The sequence below is a fragment of the Bradyrhizobium sp. SZCCHNR1043 genome, from assembly GCF_032489675.1.
Lineage (GTDB): Bacteria > Pseudomonadota > Alphaproteobacteria > Rhizobiales > Xanthobacteraceae > Bradyrhizobium.
Genome location: NZ_JAUEYN010000017.1, coordinates 91360 through 116700, shown reverse-complemented (window position 1 = coordinate 116700; position 25341 = coordinate 91360). Strand labels below are relative to the sequence as shown.

At 65.4% G+C, this 25341-nt stretch carries 20 protein-coding genes; 12 read left to right on the top strand and 8 right to left on the bottom strand.

The annotated features are described in order from the left end of the window. Positions 1-166: 166 nt before the first annotated feature. Together QX039_RS28100 and QX039_RS28095 are read left to right on the top strand one after the other, a co-directional pair. Positions 167-3541, top strand: a complete 3375-nt coding sequence (locus QX039_RS28100; RefSeq protein ID WP_315740605.1) for an ATP-binding protein — start codon at positions 167-169, stop codon at positions 3539-3541. Beyond that, positions 3531-4448 (top strand): response regulator transcription factor, encoded by a 918-nt coding sequence (locus QX039_RS28095; RefSeq protein ID WP_315740606.1) that lies wholly within the window; start codon positions 3531-3533, stop codon positions 4446-4448. Before QX039_RS28100 ends, QX039_RS28095 begins: the two co-directional genes overlap by 11 nt. Before the next feature lie 224 nt (positions 4449-4672). Here QX039_RS28095 and QX039_RS28090 read toward each other — a convergent pair whose 3' ends face one another. Both QX039_RS28090 and QX039_RS28085 read right to left on the bottom strand, forming a co-directional pair. Continuing rightward, positions 4673-6175, bottom strand: coding sequence for an NAD(P)/FAD-dependent oxidoreductase (locus QX039_RS28090; RefSeq protein ID WP_315740607.1), 1503 nt, complete (start codon positions 6173-6175; stop codon positions 4673-4675). Between the two features lie 110 nt (positions 6176-6285). After that, positions 6286-7056 (bottom strand): S1 family peptidase, encoded by a 771-nt coding sequence (locus QX039_RS28085; protein ID WP_315740608.1) that lies wholly within the window; start codon positions 7054-7056, stop codon positions 6286-6288. Between the two features lie 90 nt (positions 7057-7146). Between QX039_RS28085 and QX039_RS28080 the strand changes: the two genes are divergently transcribed. Beyond that, positions 7147-7782, top strand: coding sequence for an HAD-IA family hydrolase (locus QX039_RS28080; protein WP_315740609.1), 636 nt, complete (start codon positions 7147-7149; stop codon positions 7780-7782). Between the two features lie 122 nt (positions 7783-7904). On the opposite strand, the gene mtnA is transcribed toward QX039_RS28080, so the two are convergent. The 3 genes from mtnA to QX039_RS28065 all read right to left on the bottom strand — a co-directional run bounded on the left by mtnA (position 7905) and on the right by QX039_RS28065 (position 10263). Beyond that, a complete protein-coding gene (gene mtnA / locus QX039_RS28075; protein WP_315740610.1) occupies positions 7905-9011 on the bottom strand; it encodes an S-methyl-5-thioribose-1-phosphate isomerase in 1107 nt (368 codons plus the stop codon). 13 nt (positions 9012-9024) lie between these two features. Beyond that, positions 9025-9900: an S-methyl-5'-thioadenosine phosphorylase gene (locus QX039_RS28070; RefSeq protein WP_315740611.1), complete on the bottom strand. Its 876-nt coding sequence runs from the start codon at positions 9898-9900 to the stop codon at positions 9025-9027. Between the two features lie 90 nt (positions 9901-9990). Next, positions 9991-10263, bottom strand: coding sequence for a phosphopantetheine-binding protein (locus tag QX039_RS28065; RefSeq protein ID WP_315740612.1), 273 nt, complete (start codon positions 10261-10263; stop codon positions 9991-9993). 341 nt (positions 10264-10604) lie between these two features. Between QX039_RS28065 and QX039_RS28060 the strand changes: the two genes are divergently transcribed. From QX039_RS28060 to QX039_RS28050, 3 genes are read left to right on the top strand one after another with little or no spacing between them, the layout of a single operon-like run. Beyond that, positions 10605-11831 (top strand): acyl-CoA dehydrogenase family protein, encoded by a 1227-nt coding sequence (locus QX039_RS28060; protein ID WP_315740613.1) that lies wholly within the window; start codon positions 10605-10607, stop codon positions 11829-11831. Positions 11832-11873: 42 nt separating this feature from the next. After that, on the top strand, positions 11874-12836 hold the full coding sequence (locus tag QX039_RS28055) for an amino acid--[acyl-carrier-protein] ligase (RefSeq protein ID WP_315740614.1): 963 nt from the start codon (positions 11874-11876) through the stop codon (positions 12834-12836). Between the two features lie 39 nt (positions 12837-12875). Next, a complete protein-coding gene (locus QX039_RS28050; RefSeq protein ID WP_315774220.1) occupies positions 12876-13757 on the top strand; it encodes an acyl-CoA acyltransferase in 882 nt (293 codons plus the stop codon). A 1-nt stretch (position 13758) separates the two neighbouring features. On the opposite strand, the gene QX039_RS28045 is transcribed toward QX039_RS28050, so the two are convergent. Continuing rightward, on the bottom strand, positions 13759-14646 hold the full coding sequence (locus tag QX039_RS28045) for a branched-chain amino acid aminotransferase (protein WP_315774222.1): 888 nt from the start codon (positions 14644-14646) through the stop codon (positions 13759-13761). A 140-nt stretch (positions 14647-14786) separates the two neighbouring features. Here QX039_RS28045 and QX039_RS28040 point away from each other — a divergent pair, with 140 nt between their 5' ends. The 5 genes from QX039_RS28040 to QX039_RS28020 all read left to right on the top strand — a co-directional run bounded on the left by QX039_RS28040 (position 14787) and on the right by QX039_RS28020 (position 19988). Further along, positions 14787-15746 carry an alpha/beta hydrolase gene (locus QX039_RS28040; protein ID WP_315774224.1) on the top strand — a complete coding sequence of 320 codons (960 nt, stop codon included), beginning with the start codon at positions 14787-14789 and terminating at the stop codon, positions 15744-15746. Positions 15747-15895: 149 nt separating this feature from the next. Beyond that, the gene (locus QX039_RS28035; RefSeq protein WP_315774225.1) at positions 15896-17200 is read left to right on the top strand and encodes an O-acetylhomoserine aminocarboxypropyltransferase/cysteine synthase family protein; all 1305 of its coding nucleotides are present in this window, start codon (positions 15896-15898) and stop codon (positions 17198-17200) included. 12 nt (positions 17201-17212) lie between these two features. Then, a complete protein-coding gene (locus QX039_RS28030; RefSeq protein ID WP_315774227.1) occupies positions 17213-18193 on the top strand; it encodes a homoserine O-succinyltransferase in 981 nt (326 codons plus the stop codon). Positions 18194-18280: 87 nt separating this feature from the next. After that, positions 18281-19522 (top strand): DUF763 domain-containing protein, encoded by a 1242-nt coding sequence (locus QX039_RS28025; protein ID WP_315774229.1) that lies wholly within the window; start codon positions 18281-18283, stop codon positions 19520-19522. A 4-nt stretch (positions 19523-19526) separates the two neighbouring features. Beyond that, positions 19527-19988, top strand: coding sequence for an NUDIX domain-containing protein (locus tag QX039_RS28020; protein ID WP_315774231.1), 462 nt, complete (start codon positions 19527-19529; stop codon positions 19986-19988). Between the two features lie 23 nt (positions 19989-20011). Here the strand turns inward: QX039_RS28020 and QX039_RS28015 are convergent, their stop codons facing one another. Beyond that, positions 20012-21709, bottom strand: coding sequence for a methyl-accepting chemotaxis protein (locus QX039_RS28015; protein ID WP_315774233.1), 1698 nt, complete (start codon positions 21707-21709; stop codon positions 20012-20014). A gap of 455 nt (positions 21710-22164) precedes the next feature. Between QX039_RS28015 and QX039_RS28010 the strand changes: the two genes are divergently transcribed. Beyond that, positions 22165-23328 carry an IS110 family transposase gene (locus QX039_RS28010; RefSeq protein ID WP_315737887.1) on the top strand — a complete coding sequence of 388 codons (1164 nt, stop codon included), beginning with the start codon at positions 22165-22167 and terminating at the stop codon, positions 23326-23328. Positions 23329-23761: 433 nt separating this feature from the next. On the opposite strand, the gene QX039_RS28005 is transcribed toward QX039_RS28010, so the two are convergent. Next, positions 23762-25138 carry an IS30 family transposase gene (locus QX039_RS28005; RefSeq protein ID WP_315715219.1) on the bottom strand — a complete coding sequence of 459 codons (1377 nt, stop codon included), beginning with the start codon at positions 25136-25138 and terminating at the stop codon, positions 23762-23764. Between the last annotated feature and the right edge of the window lie 203 nt (positions 25139-25341).

The window sequence follows — 25341 nt, the reverse complement described above, 5'->3', positions numbered from 1 at the left end:
CGAGGACACGCGTTGGGTCGGACGAAGGATGGCGCGCTTTGTGCAACGCACGGATACGCAAGATTGCGTATACTGCACCGCAAAAGCGCGACGTAGGCTCTGCGTAGGTCTTGCGAGCGGCAGGACAAAGCGTGCGGGCGATCCGCTTCGCGTGAGGAGTTCGAGAGTGGCAGGGCGGCAGCGGATCGACCGCGTCAGGCGCCAATACAACCAATGGGTCGCCAACCAGACGTTGGAGGACTATGCGCTCCGTTTTACGGCCAAGAGCGCGCGGCGCTGGTCCGCCGCCCGCGTCGCCAACACGGCGTTGGGCGCGATCTCGTTCCTCGCACTTGAGGCGATCGGCGGCACCATCACCTTGAACTATGGCGTCACCAACGCGACCGCCGCGATCCTGGTCGCCAGTGTGATCATCTTCTGCTGCGGCCTGCCGATTGCCTACCATGCGGCCAAATGCGGCATCGACATCGACCTGCTGACCCGCGGCGCCGGCTTCGGCTATATCGGCTCGACCATCACCTCGCTGATCTACGCGTCGTTCACCTTCATCTTCTTCGCCATCGAGGCGGTCATCCTGGCTTCGGCGCTGGAGATGTGCTTCGGCATTCCCCGGCCGATCGGCTATCTCATCAGCGCCGTCGTCATCATCCCGCTCGTCACCTACGGCATCACCCTGATCAGTCGCTTCCAGCTGTGGACACAGCCGCTATGGGTCGTGCTGCACATCCTCCCCTTTGCCGCGATCGCCTATGCCAGCCCGCACTCCTTCGTCGAATGGCAGCAGTTTCCCGGCGAGCACGGCGATCCCATGGGCCATCTCGATCTGGCGCTGTTCGGGACCGCCGCGGCGGTCGTGTTCTCGCTGGTCGCCCAAATCGGCGAGCAGGTCGACTTCCTGCGCTTCCTGCCGCGTGACCGCCGCACGTCCAAACGGTCGTGGTGGATCGCGTTGTTGTCGGCTGGCCCCGGCTGGATCGTGCTCGGGGCACTGAAGCTGCTGGCAGGCTCGTTCCTCGCCTTCTTCGCGCTGAGCCACGGCGTCTCCGCCGACCACGCCGCCGAACCGGCGCACATGTATCTGGAGGCGTTCCGCTACGTGTTGGCCCGGCCGGATTTGGCGCTTGCGTTGACCGGCACCTTCGTGATCGTCTCCCAGATCAAGATCAACGTCACCAACGCCTATGCCGGCTCGATCGCCTGGTCGAACTTCTTCTCGCGCCTGACGCACAGCCACCCCGGCCGCGTGGTTTGGCTCGTGTTCAACGTCGTCGTCGCGCTGCTGCTGATGGAGATCGGCGTCTACAAGGCGCTGGAGCAGACGCTGGCGCTGTACTCCAACATCGCGATCTCCTGGGTGGGCGCGCTGGTGGCCGACCTCGTGATCAACAAGCCGCTGGGCCTGCGCCCGCCGCAGATGGAGTTCAAGCGCGCCCATCTCTACGACATCAACCCGGTCGGGGTCGGCGCGATGACGATCGCGACGATCGTCTCGATCAGCGCCTTCTATGGCCTGTTCGGGCCGACCGGAAAGGCGCTGTCGACCTTCGTCGCGCTCGGCGTCGCGCTCGTCACCGCGCCTGCGATCGCCTATCTGACCGACGGCAAATACTATCTGGCGCGCAAGCCAAAGCGGAGCTGGCAGAACATCGAGCAGATCCAATGCTGCATCTGTGAGCATCACTTCGAACCGGAGGATACCGCCTCCTGCCCGGCCTATGCCGGTCCGATCTGCTCGCTGTGCTGCTCGCTCGATGCGCGCTGCCACGATCTGTGCAAGCCGCACGCGCGGGCCCATGCTCAGGTCGCAGCGGCGCTCAGCGGCATGCTGCCAGAGTCGTTGCTGGCCAAGTTCAACTCGCAGCTCGGTCATTATGTCGGTGTATTTCTGACATCGGCCGGGCTCGTCGCGCTGACGCTCGGCATGATCTATCTGGAGACGTCGGCGGCGCTGCCGGGCTTCAAGGGCATCATCTCCGATGTGCTGTGGAAGGTGTTCTTCGCCCTCTCCATCATCATCGGTGTCGTGACGTGGCTGTTCGTGCTGGCCCAGCAGAGCCGCCGTGCGGCCGAAGACGAGACGCGGCGGCAGACCCAGCTGTTGATTCAGGAGATCGAGGCGCACAAGCGCACCGATGCAGAGTTGCAGCGCGCCAAGGAAGTTGCGGAATCAGCCAATCTCGCCAAGAGCCGCTATGTGGTCGGCCTCAGCCATGAGCTGCGCTCGCCGCTGAACGCGATCTCCGGCTATGCGCAACTGCTCGAGCAGGACACGAGCCTCGCACCGAAGCCGCGGGACCAGGTTCGCGTCGTCCGCCGCAGCGCCGATCATCTGTCCGGCCTGATCGACGGAATTCTCGATATCTCCAAGATCGAAGCCGGGCGGCTGTATCTGTCGCGCGACGAGGTCCGTCTCAGCGAATTCCTGGATCAGCTCGTGGGCATGTTCCGATTGCAGGCCGCGGCGAAGGGCGTCGACTTCGTATTCAAGCGGCCGGCGGTCCTGCCGCTGGTCGTCTATGCCGACGAGAAGCGGCTGCGCCAGATCCTGATCAACCTGCTGTCGAATGCCATCAAATTCACCGGGGAAGGCAGCGTCCAGTTCGTCGTGCACTATCGGAGCCCGGTGGCCGAGTTCGAGGTGGTCGACACGGGTCCCGGCATCCAGCCTGACGATCTGGAGCGAATCTTCGCGCCGTTCGAGCGTGGCGCGCTCGGGGCCGCGCAGCCGCAGACCGGCACGGGACTGGGCCTGACGATCAGCCGTCTGCTCGCCGGTGTCATGGGCGGCGACATCAAGGTCGAGAGCAGCGTCGGCGCCGGCAGCACCTTCAAGGTCAAGATCCTGCTGTCCGAGGTGACAAACCCGACGCGGCATGCGCCGGTGAAGGCACCGGTGGCCGGCTATCTCGGGCCGCGCAGGACGATCCTCATCACTGACGATGATCCTGTGCATCGCGACCTCCTGCGCGAAGTACTGACGCCGCTCGGCTTCATCCTGCTGAGCGCGCCCGACGGTCCCGCCTGCCTCGCGCTCGCACAACACTGCCAGCCGGATCTGTTCATTCTGGACATCTCGATGCCCGGCATGGACGGCTGGACAGTGGCCGAGACCTTGCGCAACAGCGGTCATCACCAGGCCCGGATCCTGATGACATCTGCGAGCGCGCTCGAAGCTCATGGGCGGCCGTTGGCGCAACCCTTTCACGACAGCTACCTGATGAAGCCGATCGACATCCCAAGGCTGCTGGAGGCAATACGTCAGTTGCTGAAGCTCGAATGGAGCTACCAGACCGACACGCCCGTGGCCCCGCCACGCTGGCGGCCGGACACAGGATCCCGGCCGCCGCTCAAATATGTCGAAGAGCTGATGAGCCTCGGCCAGATCGGCTACATCAGGGCCATTCAGCTCAAGCTCGACGAGATCCGCAACGCGCATCCCGAGCATGCCGACTTCGTCGCCCAGATGCGCACGCTCATCGACCGCTTCGATCTCGATCAGTACATGGCAACTCTGAAGACCTTGCACGCCTATGAGCATTGACAGCAAGAAGCGCGACGTCGCTCTGGTCGTCGACGACTCGCCGGAGACGCTTCGGCTGCTGACGGACGCGCTGGATGGGGCCGGCATGACCGTCATGGTTGCGCTCGATGGCGCCGCGGCCATGCGCATTATCGACCAGATCACGCCGGACATCATCCTGCTCGATGCGGTCATGCCCGGCATGGACGGCTTCGAGACCTGCCGCAAGCTCAAGCGCGAGACAGGCCTCTCCAACGTCCCCGTGATCTTCATGACCGGGCTCGCCGACACCGAGCACATCGTGCAGGGACTGGAGGCCGGCGGCGTCGACTACGTCACCAAGCCGATCGCCGTCTCGGAGATGCTGGCGCGCATCCGCGTGCATCTCGCCAACGCCCGGATGACGCAGAGCGCGCGCGCCGCGCTCGACGTCTCCGGTCGCTTCCTGCTCGCCGTCAACCGCGAGGGACGGCTGATGTGGGCGACGCCGCAGGCCCAGAAGCTGTTGTCGGACAGTTTTGGCACGGCGGAGGAGCTCGTGCTGCCGGAAGCGCTGCGGCTGTGGCTGGATCAGGCGCAGAACGGCAAAGGCGGCGCCAAGGCCGCCGCTTCGATTCCCGATCATCCCGAATTGCGCCTCTACTACATGGGTGGAGCCGGGTCGAACGAATTCCTGCTGCGGCTCGCCAAGGAGTCCTCCGGTGAGCTGCCCAAGCAGTTCTCCAGCGCGTTTGGTCTCACCACGCGCGAGGGCGAGGTGCTGTCCTGGCTCTCCAAGGGCAAGACCAACCGCGACATCGCGCAGATCCTGGGACTGAGTCCGCGCACGGTCGACAAGCATCTCGAGCAGATCTACGCCAAGCTCGGCGTCGAGAACCGCACCGCCGCCGCGGCTGTCGCGACCGGTGTGGCGCGGCGGGAGAATTGAGGCGAGCCGAATCGCGCGTCCCTACAAGACTGTCGTCCCGGGCAAGCTCGGCGACGCGGAGCGTCGACGGGCGCCGACCCGGGACCCATACCGCGTGATGTGTCTTGAGGCAGGCTACGCGTTGACCCTTTCGCCGACCAGTACCCGCCGGTGGTCATGGGTCCCCGCGTTCGCGGGGACGACACCGTATTTGAGGCTCCAGCGAGACTCAGAAAGTCATCGCCTCACCCGTACACGAACGCCGGATCATCCAGATCGATCGCCGGGATCTGATCCTTCTCGCTCCAGTAGTCCTGGCTGTGCTGCCACTCCGGCTTGTCGCCGCGCTTAGGCAGCAGATGCATGTTGCGCATCATGTAGCCGGGGTTGAAGTTCTCCGGGTCGATCCATGGCAGCAGCGGCATGTTGTGATCCTCCGGGCGCAGCGCCGGCACGACCTTGCTCACACCTTTTTCTTTCATGTGCGCGAGCAGGCGGCACACGAAATCCGCGACGAGGTCCGTGCGCAACGTCCAACTGGCGCGGAAATAGCCGAACACCCAGGCCAGGTTCGGCACGCCGGTGAACATCATGCCGCGATAGGTCACGGTGTCAGCGAAGTCGAGCGGCTTGCCGTCGATCGTAAACGCGATGTCGCCGAGCACGCAGAGATCGAAGCCGGTCGCGGTGATGATGATGTCGGCCTTGAGCTCGTCGCCGGACTTCAGCTTGATGCCTGTCTCGGTGAACCGCTCGATCTCGTCGGTCACAACCGAGGCCTTGCCGCTCTTGATGCCCTCGAACAGGTCGGCATCCGGCACGAAGGCGATACGCTGCCGCCACGGGCGGTAGCTCGGCGTGAAGTGCTTGGCCGTATAGTCGGGTCCGAGGATGGCGCTGATCTGGCCGATCAGCTCCTTCTTCACCTGGTCGGGCTCGGTCAGGCAGCGCTTGGTGAACCAATCCTGTTCGAACAGGATCTTGCGCCTGACGATCTCATGGATCCATTCCTCCTTCACCTGCAGTCTCCGCAGCTCCTCGGCCAGCTCGATCGCATTGCGGCCGACGCGGAAGTAGGTCGGCGACCGCTGCAGCATCGTCACATGCGCGCATTGGCCGGCGATCGACGGCAGGATGGTCGCGGCCGTCGCACCGGAGCCGATCACCACGACCTGCTTGCCCGTGAGATCGAGATCCTCGGGCCACAGCTGCGGATGGACGATGCGGCCCTTGAACTTCACCATGTCCGGCCACTCAGGCGTGTAGCCCTTGGAGTGTCGGTAGTAGCCCTGGCACATCCAGAGAAAATTCGTTGTAAAGGTGACGGGCTCGTGATCCCTGCCCTTCACCGCTTGGACCGTCCAGAGACTGGTCGCGCTCGACCAACTCGCGGACAGGATGAGGTGGCCATAGCGAATGTGGCGGCCAAGGTCGTTCTCCTCGATCACGTCGCCCATGTAGTTGAGGATCTCTTCCGCGGTCGCGATCGGCGGCCCGACCCATGGCTTGAAGCTGTAGCCGAACGTATGCAGGTCGCTGTCGGAGCGGATACCGGGATAGCGGTGCGTCCGCCAGGTGCCGCCAAAGCTGTCCTGGCTCTCCAGGATCACGAAGCGCTTGTCGGGCATCTGCTTGGTCAACTGATAGGCGCTGCCGACACCGGAGATGCCGGCGCCGACGATCAGCACGTCGAAATGTTCGGTCGCGTGCGAGGACGCGGCCTCCCGGATGGGCGCGATGACGTTCATGGGAGTCCCTGGGCTTTGGTCTTGATGTTGTTTCCTCGCGCGACAGGCTGAACCCGATCACGACGATGGTCAACCCGCGACCGCGAGCCGCAACCCAGCCCTGAACGATCTCAATTTCCGCTGAGCGGCATGCCCCATTGCCGCGCGGTCTGTGCGACCCAGTCGCGATACAGCGTGAGCGGCGTGACGCCGGTCATGCCGCCGCAGCCGTCGCCGAGATTCGGTCCGGTCGACCATGAGATGACGCCGATCAGCACCTGACCTTGCGGCTGCGTCTCGAAAGCAGGCCCGCCGGAGTCGCCGGTGCAGCCGCCCAATCCGGGCCGCACGCCTTGCGTCGCCGGATCGACGAGCCGGATCTGCAGCGTGCCCGGTTTGCCCGTCGCAACCAACGCCGCCCCGCGCACCATGCCGCCGCTCTTTCCGTCGCCTGGGACAGCGACACCGATCCCTGCGACCGTGAACGCATTGCCGGCGGCAAGCGGCGGCTGCGGCACGCCAAGCGCCGCCGGCACGCGCGCCTCCGCGGGCGCCTCCAATTCCAGCAGCGCGACATCGGCGGTGGCGCGATGCGCCAGGATGGCCTGCACGCTGAAGCTCGGATGCACCGCCACCCGCCGGACCGTCTTGAGAACCGGCTTGCGGTCACGATCGTATTCCACGATGCGGTAATCGAGCCCCGGCTGCACGCAATGTCCGGCGGTCAACACGAGCTTCGGGGCAATCAGTGCGCCGCTGCAAAAATTGCCGCGCGAGCCGACGATCGTGACCACGGAGCGCCCGATGCCATCATTCAGCGCGGGCGCATTGCCGACCATGGCAAGGGTTGGCGATGGTGCCAGCAGAGCGGCGGCTGCAGTGATTGCGTGAGATAGCTTCATCGCGGCAGCAATAGCGGCTGCGACCGATATCGCCAAGTGCGGCGTCCCATGCTAGCGATCATCCGGGGATCGAACGAGGATGGGACTGACATGGTCGAGGCGGTGATCTTTGATTTCGGTGGCGTGATGACGACATCGCCGTTCGAGGCCTTCGCGCGGTTCGAGAAGGAGCGCGGCTATCCCGTCGACATCATCCGCAACACCAATGCTGCCAACCATCTCGAGAATGCCTGGGCGAAATTCGAGCGCGCCGAGATCGACCTCGACACTTTCGACCGGCTGTTTGCGGAGGAGTCGCTGGCGCTCGGCGGCGCAGCGGTCAGCGGGCGCGAGGTGCTGCCGCTGCTCGCCGGCGATCTCCGGCCCGGCATGGTCGAGGCGCTCCGCCGCATCAAGACGGAATGCAAGACCGGCTGCATCACCAACAATCTGCCGGCGAACGCAATCGGCAGCCAGGGCGGCCGCTCGTTGTACGTCGCGGAGGTGATGGTGCTGTTCGATCACGTGATCGAATCGGCCAAGATCGGGCTGCGCAAGCCCGATCCCCGGATCTACCGGATGATGACCGAGACGCTCGGCGTCAGCCCCGCGGACTGCGTCTACCTCGACGATCTCGGCGTCAACCTGAAGCCGGCGCGCGAGATGGGCATGACGACGATCAAGGTTGTCAGCGCATCGCAGGCGATTGCGGAGCTGGAAGCCGCGACGGGACTGCGCCTGCGCTGATCGTCATTGCGAGGCGCTCCTGCGCCGAAGCGAGCCGGGGGCTTCGCGGGATTCTGGATTGCTTCCGCCTTCGTCCTTTGGGCTTCGGCGGACACGTAGCTGCGCTCGCAATGACGAGGATCTCAATAGTTCGTTTGGTTCGCCCGCTCGGGAAATGCGGCCGCCAGCGCCGCTCCGTCAGCCTGCAGCACGCCGCGCTCCGTGATCAACCCCGTCACCAGCCGTGCCGGGGTGACGTCGAAGCCGTAGTTCGCAACCGGCGAGCCCGGCGGAACGATGCGCACGGTCTCGATGCGACCGTCGGCGGTGCGACCCGTCATCTCAGTGACCTCCTGCGCGCTGCGCTGCTCGATCGGGATCTGCCGTCCTTCGGCGACGGCGAAGTCGATCGTCGGCGACGGCAGCGCGACATAGAACGGCACGCCATTGTCGTGCGCGGCCAGTGCCTTGAGATAGGTGCCGATCTTGTTGCAGACGTCGCCATTGGCGGCGACGCGGTCGGTGCCGACGATGGCGAGATCGACCATCCCATGCTGCATGAGATGGCCGCCGGTGTTATCCGGGATGACGGTATGCGCCACGCCGTGATGCCCGAGCTCCCAGGCGGTCAGCGAGGCGCCTTGATTGCGCGGCCGTGTCTCGTCGACCCAGACATGGATCGGAATGCCGCGATCGTGCGCAAGATAGATCGGCGCGGTCGCCGTGCCCCAATCGACGGTCGCAAGCCAGCCGGCATTGCAGTGGGTCAGCACGTTCACGACTTCGCCCGGCTTCTTGCGCGCCGCGGCCGCCTCGATCAGCGCGAAGCCATGCGCGGCGATGCCCTGGTTGATCGTGACGTCCTCGCCGGCAATGTCGACGGCGCGCGAATAGGCCGCATCGCGCCGCTCCGACGGTGCCAGCCGGCGCAGCATCGTGCTCATCGTGTCGAGCGCCCATTTCAGGTTGATCGCCGTCGGCCGCGTCGCGATCAGCATCTCGTAGGCGCGGTCGATGCCAGGATCGGAGCGGTCGTCGCGCATCGCCAGCGCCATGCCGAACGCGGCGGTGGCGCCGATCAGCGGCGCACCGCGGACCAGCATGCCGCGGATCGCGTCCGCCGCCTCCTCGCATGTCGTGATCTTCGCCACCACGAACTCGTGCGGCAATCGGCGTTGATCGATCGCGCAGACCGACCAGCCGTCGGAGTCGAGCCAGATGCTGCGATAATGCCTGCCGTCCACCTTCATGTTCGATCCCCCCTCAACCACGCAAGATACGGCCTGCGACCGCATCGAGCTTCTTCAGAAGCTCGGGATCGCGCGCCTCCGGCGCAGTGATCAAGGCGGTGTCGAGCGCTCGGTCGGAGCCGATCGGGCACGGTTCATGCTCGCGCGGAAACTCCCGGGCGAGCCGCGCCACCAGCGATTTCGCCCTGTCGGCGTTGGTGGTGAGCACGCGAATGATATCCTGCACGGTGACGGCGTCGTGATCCGGATGCCAGCAGTCGAAGTCGGTCACCATCGCGACCGTCGCGTAGCAGATCTCGGCCTCGCGGGCGAGCTTCGCCTCCGGCATGTTGGTCATGCCGATGACCGAATAGCCTGACGCCTTGTAGGTCATGCTTTCGGCATAGGTCGAGAATTGCGGCCCCTCCATGCAGACATAGGTGCCGCCGCGCGCGATCGCGATGCCCTCGGCCTCGGCCGCAGCCGCGAGATGAATCCGCAACCGCGGTGAAACCGGATGCGCCATCGAGACGTGGGCGACACACCCCCTGCCGAAGAACGAGCTCTCGCGCTTGTAGGTGCGATCGACGAACTGATCGACCAGCACGAAGGTGCCCGGCGGGAGCTCTTCCTTGAACGAGCCGCAGGCCGACAGCGACACCAGGTCGGTGACGCCCGCACGCTTCAGCACGTCGATATTGGCGCGGTAATTGATGTCGGACGGGGACAGTCGGTGTCCCTTGTCATGGCGCGGAAGGAACACGATCGGCAGGCCCGCGATCGTCCCCCGGCGTACCGGCGCCGACGGCTCACCCCAGGGACTCGCGATCACCTCTTCGCGCGCATCTTCCAATCCCGGCAGATCATAGATGCCCGAGCCGCCGATAATGCCAAGCACAGCCTTCGTCATGACGTCCCCATCTCCAGCGGAGACGAGAATGCCAGCTTTGCGGCGAATTGAAAACAGCGACGCGGTGATCCGCGGGGCATGGCAACTGGGTCAGGCGGCCTTCGCTGCCGCCAACTGACCGCTCACCAGCCGCTCCAGCGTTGCGACCGACTGGAAGTTCTCCGGCGTGATCAGCTCCTGCGGAATGGTGAAATCGAACTCCGCCTCGATCGCCAGCATCAGGTTGACCATGTCCATCGAGGTCAGCCCGACATCGACGAGCTTGGCATCCGCCGCCACGTCGGCGGCCGTAGAATTCTGCGCGAGGATATCACGCACGAGCGCCACGATCCTGCGACTGACATCGACATCGAAACTCGGCATGGGGTCCTCTTCACTCGCGACTTGTTCCGGCGCGTCGGATCTGATCGACGCACGCGCAGGGGAGATAACGCAATTCGGCGTCGAAAGAGTTACGCCGCATCCCCATTCCAGTCTGAACTCGTCTTAACGCTAACGGCTTGGTCCAAAATTCTCGGATCGAACCAACCGGAAATTAACCCCCACCCGTCGATTGCGCGGCGTTTACCCTGAATTTCGTCGACGCATTTGAATCAAATCCATACCCTGCGTTGCAGCCCAAAGAAGGCGCAGCGCATCGGCCTGCTACTGCGGATGCGCGTGCCGCTCTCTCAAAGAGACAAGATCCGGAGTATCGATCGACCATGACTCTCCAGGGAACCGCGCTTCGCAACCCGATCCCCGACGACGGCGACAGCCTCCTGCTCGATCGCAGCTCCTTATTCGTCCAGCGGACCGCCGCTGTTGCGACGCAGGCCGCGGCGGAAGCCGAAGAGGTCGACCGTGACGGCCGCTTCCCGAAGGCCGCGATCGATGCGGCACGCGAGCACAAGCTGCTCGGGATGCAGATACCCGTCGAGTTCGGTGGCTTCGGCGCCTCGATCCACGACATTGCCGACGTCTGCTATGAGCTCGGCCGCGCCTGCGCCTCCAGCGCCATGATCTTCGCTATGCACCAAACCAAGGTCGCCTGCCTGGTTCGTCACGGCCGCGGCAATCCCTATATGGAATCGCTGATGCGCCGGATCGCCGCCGAGCAGCTGCTGATGGCCTCCTCCACCACCGAAGGCCAGAACGGCGGCAATATCCGCGCCAGCGCTGCGGCGGTCGGCCACGAGGGTGACCGTATCACGCTGAAGCGCGACGCCACGGTGATCTCCTATGGCGCGGAAGCCGATGGCCTCGTCACGATTGCCCGGCGCACCGACGGCGCCGCCGCCTCCGATCAGGTGCTGCTGGCGCTGACCAGGGATGACTACACAATTTCGCGCACCCTTGGCTGGGAAACGCTGGGCATGCGCGGCACCTGCTCGACCGGATTCGCGCTCGAGGTGAGCTGTCCCTCCGACCGCATGTTCACCGAATCCTATGGTCGCATCCACGGCCAGACGATGACACCGTTCGCACATCTGTGCTGGTCGTCGGCCTGGGCCGGCATCGCTGCGGCTGCCGTGGAGCGCGCCCAGCGCTTCCTGCGCAAGGCCGCACGCGGCGCCGGCGGACAGATGCCGCCGGCAGCTGCGCATTACACCGCGGCGAAGATGGCGCTGGCCCGGCTGCGCGCAATGATCGTCACCAACATGGATGCCTTCGTCGCCCACGAATATGACGAGCGGGCGCTGAGCTCGCTCGACTTCCAATCCTCGATCACGCTGTTGAAGGTGCAGGCCTCGGAACTTGCCGTCGAGACCGTGATGCACGCCATGCGCGCCTGCGGCCTCTCGGGTTATCGCAACGACGGCGAGTTCTCGATCGGCCGCCACCTCCGAGACGTTCTGTCGGCGCCGATCATGATCAACAACGACCGTATTCTCACAAGCATTGCCACGGCCAACTTGATGAGCACGGTACCGACCTCGCTCCATGAATGATCACGCCGATCGCAGCCATTGCCTCCACTCAGGATTTGCACAATGACGATTCCCGTTCTTCCGCAGTCGCCCGAGATTGCGCCCCAGCCGGCCGACGCGCTCGATCATTTGACCGGCGCCCTGTTCCATCGCATGGGCGCAGATGGCGTCTATGCGCGGACCGCGCTGTATGAAGGCGTGGTGGAGCGGCTCACGACGCTCATCACGCGACATCGCGAGCCCGGCACGGAGGTCATGCGCTTTCCGCCGGTCATGAGCCGCGCCCAGCTCGAAAAGTCGGGCTATCTCAAGAGTTTCCCCAACCTGCTCGGCTGCGTCTGCGGCCTGCACGGCACCGAGCGGGACATCCATGAAGCCGTGGCACGGTTCGACAAGGGCGGCGACTGGACCACCTCATTGTCACCAGCCGACCTCGTGCTGTCGCCCGCGGCCTGCTATCCGGTCTATCCGATCGCGGCGAGCCGCGGCGCCCTGCCGGTCGGCGGCCTGCGCTTCGACGTCGCGGCCGATTGCTTCCGCCGCGAGCCGTCGCGTTATCTCGACCGCCTGCAGTCGTTCCGGATGCGCGAATATGTCTGCATCGGCACGCCCGACGACGTCTCGGCATTCCGTGACCGCTGGATGGTGAAGGCGCAGGCGATTGCCCGCGATCTCGGCCTGTCGTTCCGGGTCGATCACGCCAGCGACCCGTTCTTCGGCCGCGTCGGCCAGATGAAGGCGGTCAGCCAGAAGCAGCAGGCGTTGAAATTCGAGCTGCTAGTGCCTCTGCGCTCGGAAGAGCAGCCGACCGCCTGCATGAGCTTCAACTATCACCGCGAGCATTTCGGCACCACCTGGGGCATCATCGACGCCGATGGTGCACCGGCGCACACCGGTTGCGTGGCTTTCGGCATGGATCGCCTCGCGGTCGCGCTATTCCACACCCACGGCATCGATCCGACGCGCTGGCCGTCGCGCGTACGGGAAGCGCTGCAGTTCGAGCGCCAGGCAAGCACCGTCGGCTGACGCCACGAAGCCGCCGTCGAGGGATCGGCAGAACATCTCATGGGCGCGCCCAAGCCGCCGATCCGGTGCCGCGAGATCGGAGACTCCGATCTGGACGCGATCACCGATCTCTTGACACGCGGCTTCCCCCGGCGGCCCCGCGGCTATTGGTCGAGCGGCCTGCAGCGGCAAGCCGCGCGCCCGACGCCCGACGGCTATCCACGCTACGGCTATCTGCTCGAGCAAGACGGCAATGCGGCCGGCGTCCTGCTCGTCATCCATAGCGATCGCGGCACGCCTGCGGAGCCGCAGATCTGGTGCAATCTGTCGAGCTGGTATGTCGAACCTGCCTTTCGCAACTACGCGACGATGCTGACGAGAATCGCACAGCGTCGGCCGGAGGTCACTTACGTCAACATCAGCGCCGCAAGGCAGACCTGGCCGATCATTGAGGCGCAAGGATTTCGCGCCTATTGCAGCGGCCTGTTCTTTTCGATGCCCGCGCTGTCGCTGGCTGGCCTCAGTTCGCCGGTTGAGAAGGTCAGGGCAGACGCCCGCACCGTGGATGGCGTTCCGTCGGATGAGGCCGAATTGCTGATGCGCCATGCGCGCTATGGCTGCCTCAGCGTGGTGGTGCGATCGACGGCGGGCCCCGTTCCGCTGGTGCTGCAGAAGGTCCGCATCCGGCAGGGACGCTTTGCGTTGCCTGCGATGCAGCTGATCTACTGCCGCAGCATCTCCGACTACGTTTCCTGCGCCGGTACCGTCGGCCGCCTGCTGCTGCGTCGCGCCGCCGTTTCTGTCATCATCGACGCTAACGGGCCGATTGACGGTCTCGTCGGCATCTACACCGAGCGGCGCGGCCGGAAGTACATCAAGGGACCGCAGCCGCCGCGCCTCGGCGATCTCAGCGACACCGAGCTGCCGCTGTACGGCCCCTAGCTCAGGCGGCTACCCTGACCTGGTGCGCATAGTCCCAGTACAGCCTGCGCGCACGGTTGAACACCGGACCGCTCGGCAGCGTCCGCTCGTCGATGCGGATCACCGGCGCGACCTTGGCGAAGTTGCCCGACGAGAAGATCTCGTCGGCGGCCAGGAAGTCCGCATAGCGCAGCGTGGTCTCGACCACGCTGACGCCGTCGGCTCGCAGCAGCTCGGCCACGCGCTGGCGGGTGATCCCGTTGAGAAACGTGCCGTTCGGCACCGGCGTGAACACCACGCCGTCCTTGACCATGAACACGTTGGCATTGCCGAACTCGGCGACGTTGCCGAGCAGATCGAGCATCAGGCAATTGTTGAAGCCGCGCGAGGCCGCCTCGATCAGCGCGCGCGAATTGTTCGGATAGAGGCAGGCCGCCTTGGCATCGACCGGCGCGCATTCGGCGGTCGGCCGCCGGAACGGCGACAGCGTGATGGCGTTGCCCGTCGGCTGCGGCATCGGCGCCTCATAGATGCAAAGGCACCAATTGGTGGTCTCGGGATCGAACAGGACACCGCCGCCGGCGCCATGCTGCGCCCAGTACATCGGGCGGATGTAGAGCTCGGCTCTCGCTCCGAACCGCGCGATCCCCTCCCGCGCCAACCCCATCCAGGTCTCGACGTCCACCACCGGCTTGAGCCGGAAATTGATCGCGGACTGATTCACGCGCGCGCAGTGGCGATCGAGATCTGGCGTCACGCCTTCGAATGCGCGTGCGCCGTCGAACACGGTCGACGCGAGCCATGTCGCGTGGGTCCGGACGCCCATGATCGGCGCATTGCCCTCGCGCCATTCGCCGTCGAAGAAGGTCCAGGTCTGCGAGTAGCTGACAGGCTTGACGATGTGGGTCATGCGGCGCTCCCGTTCGGCATCGATCGTGTCTGCACTTCTGGCGTGAACATTTTAAGGATTTCCCCGTCGCGACCTGCTGCTCACGATCGATTCACTGCTGATGGGCACAATGCTCGATGCCTTGGTTAATTGGAGCTGTCATGCCGCTCGACCCTCGCGCCCAGCGCCTGCTTTCGATGGTGGCTGCCGCTGTGCCGGAAAGCCAGGAGCGTCCGGGCCCCGCGCAGCGGCAGCAGTCGCTCGCCAAGCTGATGCAATTCGCGCGCAACGACTGCGGCGCCGTCATCACGCGGGACGGCAATTTCTCCGGGCCCTCTGGGCTGCTTCGTTATCGCCTGTATACGCCTGCAGCAGGCCCGGATGATACTGGGGCGCCCTTCCCCGGCTTCGTCTACTTTCACGGCGGCGGTCTCGTGGCAGGCAGCATCGACACGCACGACAAGGTCGCCGCCGCGCTTGCCGCCGCTTCCGGCTGCCGGCTGCTCTCGATCGACTACCGCCTCGCGCCTGAGCACAAGTTCCCCGCAGCGATCGAGGATGCGATCGCTGCGGTTCACTTCGCCATCGATCGCGCGGCCGCGCTCGGCATCGACGGCGGTCGGATTGTGATCGGCGGCGATTCCGCGGGCGCCACGCTCGCCGCCGCCGTTTGTCAGCAGGCCGTCGGCAGCACCGATCTTAGGATCGCGCTGCAGTGCCTGATCTGTCCGGTGCTCGATTTCTCCAATTTCTGGCCGTCGCGCGAGCTGTTCGGGACCGGCCACCTGATCGACAGGGCGACCTGGCAGGCCGACCTCGCCGACTATCTGGTTGGCGAGGTCGATGTCGCCAATCCACTGATATCGCCGTTGTGCCGTGAGACGCTGGCTGGGCTTCCCCCCGCCGTGATCCACACCGCGGAATTCGACCCGATGCGTGACGAGGGCAATGCCTATGCCGCACGGCTCGCGGAAGCTGGTGTCACGGTCGCGCATGTCTGTCACAACGGCATGGTCCACAATTTTCACGCGCTCGGTGCGATCCTGCCGCAGGCCAAAGCAGCACTGGATCTGGTCGGACAGCAAATTCGGTCCCTCCTCCCGGTCCCAACCGCACGCTAATTCGAAGCTTATCGGCCACACATCGTTAGGGTTATTTCGTCGTTCTTGTCGCGAATTATTGCCCGCTTTACGCCTGCGCTCCTACAACGACCCCCTCGCGGAATACGTGCAACCTGCATTGTGGACGGATGCGGGAGTGGAGATCGCCGATGCGCAATGAGACGATTGCAATCCACGCCGGCTATGAACCGGAGGCGACCACCAAGGCCGTCGCGGTTCCGATCTATCAGACCGCCGCCTACGCCTTCGACAGCGCCGATCACGGCGCCGCGCTGTTCAATCTCGAAGCCGAGGGCTACCGCTACAGCCGTATCTCCAATCCGACCACGGCGGTGCTCGAGAAGCGCGTCACCGAGCTTGAGGGCGGCGTCGGCGCGCTCGCCGTCGGCACCGGGCAGGCCGCGCTTCACTTCGCATTCGTCAATCTGGCCGACAGCGGCGGCAACATCGTCTCGGTGCCGCAGCTCTATGGCACCACGCACACGCTGCTCGGGCACATCCTGCCGCGCCAGGGCATCACTGGGCGCTTTGCCGAGAGCGATGCGCCCGATGCCATCGAGCGTCTCATCGACGAAAACACCAAGGCCGTGTTCGCCGAGACGATCGGCAATCCCGCCGGCAATGTCTGCGACATCGAGGCGCTGGCGAAGGTTGCGCATCGCAACGGCGTGCCGCTGATCGTCGACAACACCGTCGCAACACCGATCCTGCTGCGGCCGTTCGATTACGGCGCCGACATCGCGGTGCATTCGCTGACCAAGTTTCTCGGCGGTCATGGCACGACGCTGGGCGGCATGCTGGTCGACAGCGGCAACTTCCCCTGGAAGGATCATGCCGACCGTTTTCCCGCCTTCACCCAGCCCGACGCGTCCTATCACGGGATGGTCTACACCGATCATTTCGGCCGCAGCGCCTACATCCAGCGCGCGCGCAGCGTCTATCAGCGGACCATGGGTGCGGTGCTGTCGCCGTTCAATGCCTTCCTGCTGCTGCAGGGCATCGAGACGGTCGCGTTGCGCATGGAGCGCCACGTCGAGAATGCGCGCAAGGTCGCCGAATTCCTGCGCAACGATCCGCGCGTAGAATGGGTCAACTACGCCGGCTTCGCCGACAGCCGCTACTACCCTCTGGTCCAAAAATATCTCGACGGCCGGGCGTCGTCGCTGTTCACGTTCGGGATCAAGGGCGGCATGGAGGCAGGCAAGGTGTTCTACGACGCCCTGAAGCTCGTCACGCGGCTGGTCAATATCGGCGATGCGAAGTCGCTGGCCTGCCATCCCGCATCGACCACGCATCGGCAGATGCCGCCGGACGACCAGCGCAAGGCGGGCGTCCTCCCCGAGACGATCCGGCTGTCGATCGGCATCGAGCATGTCAGCGACATCATCGAGGATCTCGACCAGGCGCTCGCCCAGGCCTGCCCTCGCACGCGTCAGTTGGATGCGGCGGAGTAGAGCGATCAGCCGATGACCCTGCTGTTCGACCGACATCGCAGGATCGCGAGCCCTGCCCTCGCGCCCGCCGAGTTCGACGACCGCGGAGGGCGCCCGATCGAGCTTTCGATCGGCCTCGTCAACAACATGCCGGACAGCGCCCTGAAGGCGACCGATCTCCAGATCGCCCGCCTGCTGCAGCAGTGCGCGCCGCGGCACGTCCGCATCCGCCTGCACTGCTTCTCGCTGCCCTCCATCTTGCGCTCGCAAGCGGCCAGGAGCCACGTCGCCCAGTCCTACGCGGACATCGGGTCGCTCGATCGGCTCGGCATCGACGGCCTGATCGTGACCGGCGCCGAGCCTGTCGCCGCGACATTGCCCGACGAGCCCTATTGGTCGGACCTCACCTCCGTGATCGACTGGGCCAGAACCAACACGCGCTCGACGATCTGGTCGTGTCTCGCGGCCCACGCGGCCGTGCTGCACCTGGACGACATCGAGCGGCAGCGGCTTGCGAGCAAATGCTCCGGCGTCTTCGACTGCGTGAAGGTCCAGGACGACTGGCTCACGCACGGCATCCATTTGCCGCTCAAGGTGCCGCACTCCCGCCTCAACGCCGTCAACGAGCCGCTGCTGGCAGAGCGCGGCTACGACATCCTGACGCGGTCGGAGGAGGTCGGCGTCGACATCTTCGCGCGCTCGACGCCGAGCCGATTCGTGTTCTTCCAGGGCCATCCCGAGTATGACGCGCTCTCCCTGCAGCGCGAATACATGCGCGACATCGCGCGTTTTCTCGCCGGCCAGCGCGACGACTATCCGCGGCTGCCGAAATCCTATTTCAGCGCCGAGACCGAGGCGGTGCTCAACGCGTTCGAGCGGCGGGCCAAGGAAAGGCGCGACCCGACGCTGGCGGCCGAGCTCCCGGGATTGACGTTGCGGCCCGATCTCGCCGCAGAAAGCGCCGCGCAAACGCTGTTCAGGAACTGGATCGGCCATCTCGGGCAAACCGGATAGCGCCACAGCCCGCGTCCCATCGGAGCGATCGCACATCGGCGCGCCATCTGTTAGATTGGCGCGACACACCTCCTCTGCAAGGTTCCGATGGCCCGACGCACCGGCAGCGCCGATCTTCCACTCCATTCCGGGCGCGTCCCGGCCTGGCTCGGCACGCGCATGACCTCGCTCGGCGCCATCATCACCCAGGCGATCGTGCATCATTACGGCCGCGACGAATTCCTCGCGCGGATGTCGCATCCGTTCTGGTTCCAATCGTTCGGCGCCGTCATGGGCATGGACTGGCATTCCTCCGGCATCACCACCAGCGTGATCGGCGCGCTGAAGCGCGGGCTGAAGCCGCTGTCCGGCGAGCTCGGCATCTTCGTCTGCGGTGGCCGCGGCGAGCATTCGCGCAAGACGCCCGACGAGTTGCGCCTGCTCAGCGACCGGCTCGGCCTCGACGGCGAGGAGCTGGTCCGGACCAGCAAGCTCGTCGCCAAGGTCGACAGCGCCGCGGTGCAGGACGGCTTCGACCTCTATCTGCACGGCTTCTTCGTCACCGCCGACGGCAAATGGACCGTGGTGCAGCAGGGCATGAATGGCGACGCCCGACAGGCCCGGCGCTATCACTGGCATTCGCAGCAGCTTGCGAGCTTCGTCGACGCGCCGCACAGCGCCATCGATGGTCCCGTCCAGGGCGAGATCGTCAACCTCACCGACAAGCGCGCCGCGCCGTCGCGCCACGCCCAGCTCGAACTGCTCACCGATCTCGGCCCCGACCGCGTCGTCACGGAGTTCGAACGGCTGAGCACGCCGGAGCCCACCCAGGGCCTGCTGCCGCATCTTGTCATGCCCGCGCATCACGACGTCAGGCCGAAGGACGTGTTCGCCCGCCGGCTGCACGGCACGCTCGCGGCTGCCGCCGAGCGCGGCCCGGTCGACTTCCCCGACCTTCTGCTGACGCCGGGCGTCGGCGCCCGCACCGTGCGCTCGCTCGCCATGGTCGCCGAGGTCGTGCATGGCGCGCCGTATCGATTCAGCGACCCGGCACGGTTCTCGCTGGCGCATGGCGGCAAGGACCGGCATCCCTATCCGGTGCCGATCAAGGTCTATGACGAGACCATCCGCGTGCTCAAATCGGCCGTCGGCAACGCCAAGCTCGGCCGCGACGAGGCGCTGTCGGCGCTGAAGCGGCTCGACGACCAGGCCCGCCGGCTGGAGCGCATCGCGACCGGCCCCTCGCTCGATGCCTACATCGCGACCGAGCGCGCCGCCTCGCCAGAGCTCGACGGCCGTTCGGTGTTCGGCTGGGAGCGCGACCTCATCCAGCGCACCGGCGAGGCATGAGGCGATGCCGGCACGCAGCGCGGGCGTGCTCGCCTTTCGCAGGACCTCCAACGGATTGGAAGTACTCCTGGTGCATCCCGGCGGCCCGTTCTGGCGCAACAAGGATCTCGGCGCCTGGTCGATCCCGAAGGGCGAGTTCGGCGCCGGCGAGGCGGCCGAGGCGGTGGCGCGGCGCGAATTTGCCGAGGAGCTCGGCACGACGCTGACGGCGTCGCTGCTGCCGCTCGGCGAGATCAAGCAGCGCGGCGGCAAGGTGGTCGAGGCGTTCGCCGCCGAGACCGACCTCGATGCCGGCTGCATCACCAGCAACGCGTTCGAGCTCGAATGGCCGCCGCGCAGCGGCCGTATCCAGCGCTTTCCCGAGGTGGACCGCGCCGCCTGGTTCGACCTCGCCGAGGCGAGGGTCCGGATCAATCCGGCGCAGGCCGCGCTGCTCGACCGTCTCGTGGAGATCGGCGGAGGGTGAGCTGTCACCATCCGCCGCCGACATCACGCCGCGCGGACGTTGCCGAGGAATCGCCCGGTCTGGGTCTTGAGCTGATCCGACTGGCTGCCGAGCTGCGAGGCCGCACTCAACACCTGTGCCGCTGCGGCGCCGACCTGGCCGGACGCCTCGCGCACGCCGACAATGTGCTGCATGACCCCCTGCGTGCCCTGCGCCGCCTGCTGCACGCTGCGGGCGATTTCCTTGGTCGCAGCGCCCTGCTCCTCGACCGCGGCTGCGATCGCGTCGGTGATCTCGTTCATCTGCCCGATGGTCGCGCCGATCTCGCGGATTGCGTTGACCGTCGAGCCGGTGGCGTCGCGGATGGCTTCGATCTGGCTGGTGATCTCCTCGGTCGCCTTGGCGGTCTGCGCCGACAGCGCCTTGACCTCGTTGGCGACGACCGCGAAGCCCTTGCCGGCCTCGCCGGCACGCGCCGATTCGATGGTGGCGTTCAGCGCCAGCAGGTTTGTCTGCCCCGCGATGGTCTGGATCAGCGCCATCACCTCGCCGATCTTCTGCGACGCGTGGACCAGCCTGTCGACCATCGCCTCCGTCCGCGTCGCCTGCCCGACCGCGTTCTGGGCGATCGACGACGACTGCGTGACCTGCTTGGCGATCTCCTGGATCGATGACGACAACTGCTCGGCGGAGGCCGACACCGTCTGCACGTTCTTGGCGGTCTGCTCGGCGGCCGCGGCCACCTTCGCGCTCTGGTCGGTGGTGCCGGCGACGATGCTCGACATCGATTGCGCGGAGGTCTGCAGCTCGCCGGCGGCGGTCGCGGTGGTCTGGATCACGCCGCCGATCGAGCGCTCGAACTCGTCGGCGATCCGCACCAGCACCGTGCGGCGCTCCTCGGCGGCCTGCTGCTTGGACTGCTCCTGCTCGGCCCGGAGGCGCTCGCTCTCGGCGAGATGGTCCTTGAAGATCTGCAGGCTGCGCGCCATGCGGCCGATCTCGTTCCTGCGATCGGTGAACGGCACCTCGATGCCCAGATTGCCCTTGGTCAGCTCGTCCATCACGACGCAGGTGCGGTCGAGCGGAACGACGACGCTGCGTCCGAGCCAGAAGGCGACGACCGCGGCGACCAGCAGACCGGCAAGCGCGCCGAAGCCGGCCCACATCGCACGCTGATAGACGACTGCGTCGATGTCGTCGACATACACGCCGGCCTGGATCGCCAGCATCTTGTCGCCGCTGCCATAGGCGCCGACGTAGGACATCTTCGGCAGCTCGGTCGTCCCCCCGGCGCGCGGCACCTTGTACTCGACGAAGCCGCCGCCGGCGCGCGCCGTGCGCACGATGTCCTGGATCAGGAGCTTGCCGGTGGAATCCTTGAAGTCCCAGCGGTTGACGTTGATGTATTTCGGGTTGGCATGGACGTAGGTCACGCCCGCATCCGACGATCCGGTTCCGTAGACGCCGAGATAGTCGTTGTACTGGCCCCAGCGCATTGCGCCGATCGCGGCGTAGGCCTGCTGCCGCGCCTGCTCCGGCGCGACCTTGCCGGCGGTCGCCGCGGCGTCATAATAGCTCAGCACCTTGACGGCGGACTCGACGAGGTTGCGGACCATGGTCTGCCGCTCCTCGAGAACGGTTCCGCGCAGCATCAGGATCTGCATGGCGGAGACGGCGAACAGTGCGATCGACATCACGGCGATGATCGCCGCGAGACGCTGATAGACAGTCAGGTGTCGCATTTTCTGGTTCTCGTTGCGTGGACTGTATGCACGATACCAACCCTACATTAATGGTTTGCTATCCGTGCCGCCCGAACACTGGCGAACTAATTAGTCTTTGGACTGGAAACGTCCGTTCACGCGAACTTATGCCAGAGAACAACCAGCGCGGCATTGCGCGACGATCGCTCGAATTAACATGCGATAATTGAAAGGGCCGGTTCGCACCAGTTCCACCCGATTGGGTGTCGAGTCCCCACGGAGTTGCGTTGTCGCGACGCGTCAGGCGCCCGAGCTTTGTGCAGCGAAGCCCTCACGTCATCGAGGGCGCAGGGAAGACCAGGCATCGGCTGATTCCTGCGGCCCCCGTGCGGAAAGGAATGCACGGGGCAGGAACCACAGATCCTATGGGGCGGCGGGTGGTCAAGAAGGGTTAGGATTGGATTTCCGAACCATCCGGCCCTCGGAGGATCAAGATGATCAAGCTCGATCGCACTGACACACCCGCCGCGGCGGAGCATGCCACGGTTTACCTCGCGTTTGAACTGAGCAAAGCGAAATGGAAGCTCGGCGTGCTGCTTCCTGGCTCGCAGAAACTGAGCCGGTACACGATCGGCGGCGGTGACTTGGCCGCCTTGGCGGCCCGGCTTGCGGACATGCGCAAGAAGGCTGCGGCTGCCGGGGGCGGCCGGCCGGTGCGCATCCTGTCATGCTACGAAGCAGGCTTGGATGGCCACTGGCTGCACCGATGGCTGAGCGGACAAGGCATCGTCAATCATGAGGTCGACCCTTCCAGCATCGAGGTGAACCGTCGTGCCCGGCGCGCCAAGACCGACCGGATCGATCTGGAGAAGCTGATGCGGGCGTTCCTCGCCCATTTGCGGGGCGAGCCTCGGGTCTGCAGCATCGTCCACGTGCCAAGCGTCGAGGATGAGGATCGCAAGCGCCGTACCCGTGAACGTGATCGCCTGATCCAGGAGTGCACGGCTCACAGCAACCGCATCAAGGGACTGCTGCACGGCCAGGGCATTCGCGACGTCCACCCGCTCGATCGCTCGTTCCTGGAAAGCCTTGCCAGCCTGCGCACTGGCGACGGTCGTCCACTGCCGGTGCGGCTCAAGGAAGAGATCGTGCGCGAACACGAGCGACTGTGCCTGGTGGCACGGCAGCTCAAGGAGCTCGAGGCCAAAAGCAAAGCCGAGCTGTGCGCCGCTCGGCCCGGCTCGCCGGAAGCCAGGATCATGCAGCTCATGGATCTCAGGAGCATCGGCCCGGTCGGCGGCCAGAAGTTGGTCAACGAGGTGTTCTATCGCGACTTCGACAACCGTCGTCAGGTCGGCAGCTACTTTGGTCTCACCGGCACGCCCTATGACAGTGGCGAGCGCAGCCGTGAGCAGGGCATCAGCAAAGCCGGCAACCGGCGCGCCCGTGAGCTCGCGGTCGAGCTGGCGTGGCTATGGACCGTTCATCAGCCGGACAGCGCACTGACACGCTGGTTCCGCGAGCGGGTGCGCGACATCAAGGGACGCATCCGGCGAATTGCCATTGTCGCTCTGGCACGCAAGCTGATGGTGGCGCTGTGGCGCTATCTGGTGACCGGCGTTGTTCCCGAAGGCGCCGTGCTGCGTCCAACTTCGTAAACGGCTGCGCGCGCCATGACAGCCGACGTGAGCCAGGACCGACGCGTGACCGTGCTGAACCGGGGGCATAAACCTCCCGCTCTCACAGAGGGGTCCCGTCTTGACTGGGCCTTACCTTCCCCCGTGCATGAAAGATCAGGGTACCGGGCCTCGCGCCCGACCGGATACAAGGTGATGCGGTCGTTCCGCATTGTCGTTCACGGCCCAATCCTCGCATCACGTCCGGCCTGCCATCGCGACACCGCGCGTTGCGGGCGCGCCATGATGGCGCCAAGCTCGTCGCGCTCAAGGCCGCTGACGCGCCGCCTCCGGCGGTGGCCTTCGGCCAGCCTTGACCGCGCCTCTCCTTGGCGCCAAAGACCGCCCCCAACAAACGACGCCCCTCTTGACAACTTACTCCCCATACAAGGTTCAGCCGAGATCACCGGCGGGCTCAAGCGGTGGTCGCAACACCCAGTGTTTTCATTCGTGACAGCAGCTCGTCAAGCGCCTCTGCTGGAGTTTTCCATCCTAGCGTCTTTCTCGGTCGGGAATTGAGCGCTGCGGCCACGGCGGCGATCTCGTCAGCATCGTAGACGCTCAGATCGGTACCTTTCGGGAAGTACTGCCGCAGCAGGCCATTCGTGTTCTCGTTCGTGCCACGTTGCCAGGGGCTTCTTGGATCGCAGAAGTAGATCTGAAGGTCTGTATCGATCTTGAGGTCACTGTGTTGAGCCATTTCGGTCCCCTGATCCCAGGTTAGCGAGCGGCGGAGTTCTTTGGGCAAGGTGACGATGGTGCGCGTGATCGCATCGCGTACCGCTTCAGCTCCGTGTCCGGAGAGCGCAGGCCCATCCTTCGTACGTGGGCCGTCGTCAAACCCCGGCAACCGTGGAAGGTGCAGGAGCATTGTAAACCGCGTGCTGCGTTCGACCAGCGTGCCGATTGCCGAGCTGGCGGAGCCGACGATCAGATCTCCTTCCCAATGTCCCGGCACAGCTCGATCCGCGACTTCGGCCGGACGCTCACTGATCATGATCTCCGGCGATATGAAGCCTTTGCTGCGCTTCCGCGTACGCGCTCGGGGCACGCGCAGCGCACGTCCCGTTCGCAAACAGGACGACAACTCGCGTTTCAGCGCTCCTCGGCCCTGAACAAAAAGCGCCTGGTAAATGGCTTCGTGGCTGATGCGCATCGCCTCGTCATCCGGGAAGTCGATCGGCAAGCGCCGGGCAATCTGCTCGGGACTCCACGCTTTCGTCCACCCCTGATCCTGGCTAGAGCCCGCACGACCGGCCTTCCGCCGAACGCCGCCTGGAGGCGCGACAAACCCTGCAAGCCGCTCTTCAACATAAGCGCGCAAGGCGGCGTTGCTTGCAAGCTTGCTCGGCTTAGGACGCCGGGCCGATCGATCTGCATGCCACTGGGCGGCCGTCGCCCGATAGGCCATCTTGCCGCCGTGCGTGGCTGCATTGCGATCGAGTTCACGGGAGATGGTCGAGGGAGACCGATTGAGGCGCCGTGCTATCTCTCGTACAGAATGGCGCTGCGCATTCAGCAGCGCAATCTCTTCGCGCTCAGAAAAGGAGAGGTGCCGTCCGGAGAGCGGCTTCGCTGAAGGTCGGAACATTGCCGGTGCCACGCCGCCCGCTTTTCGAAATAATCGGGGGCCGACAGCATCCGATAATCCAGCAGCCAGCGCAGCATTCTCGCTGTTCAATCCAGCGGCAATCCCACGCCAAAATTTCTGCTGTTCCGCACGCCCCGCAACTGGTGGGCGCCCCAATGATCCCAGCTTGCCCCGCGTTGACCGTTTCTTTCGAATGCCCATCGCAACCTCCTCATCGAGTGTTGCGACGACCAATTGAATCCACCGCCCGGCCTTCCCTGCGCAATGGTGTTACGGCTGCTTCGCACTCTCCCCGGGGACCGGCGTTCTTGCCCCCGTTTGCGACAACGCGCCAAAGGCACGCCACGCAGGCATCAGCATCGGGATGCCAGGACCATGCGACTTGACCGTCCGTGCCGGCGCCG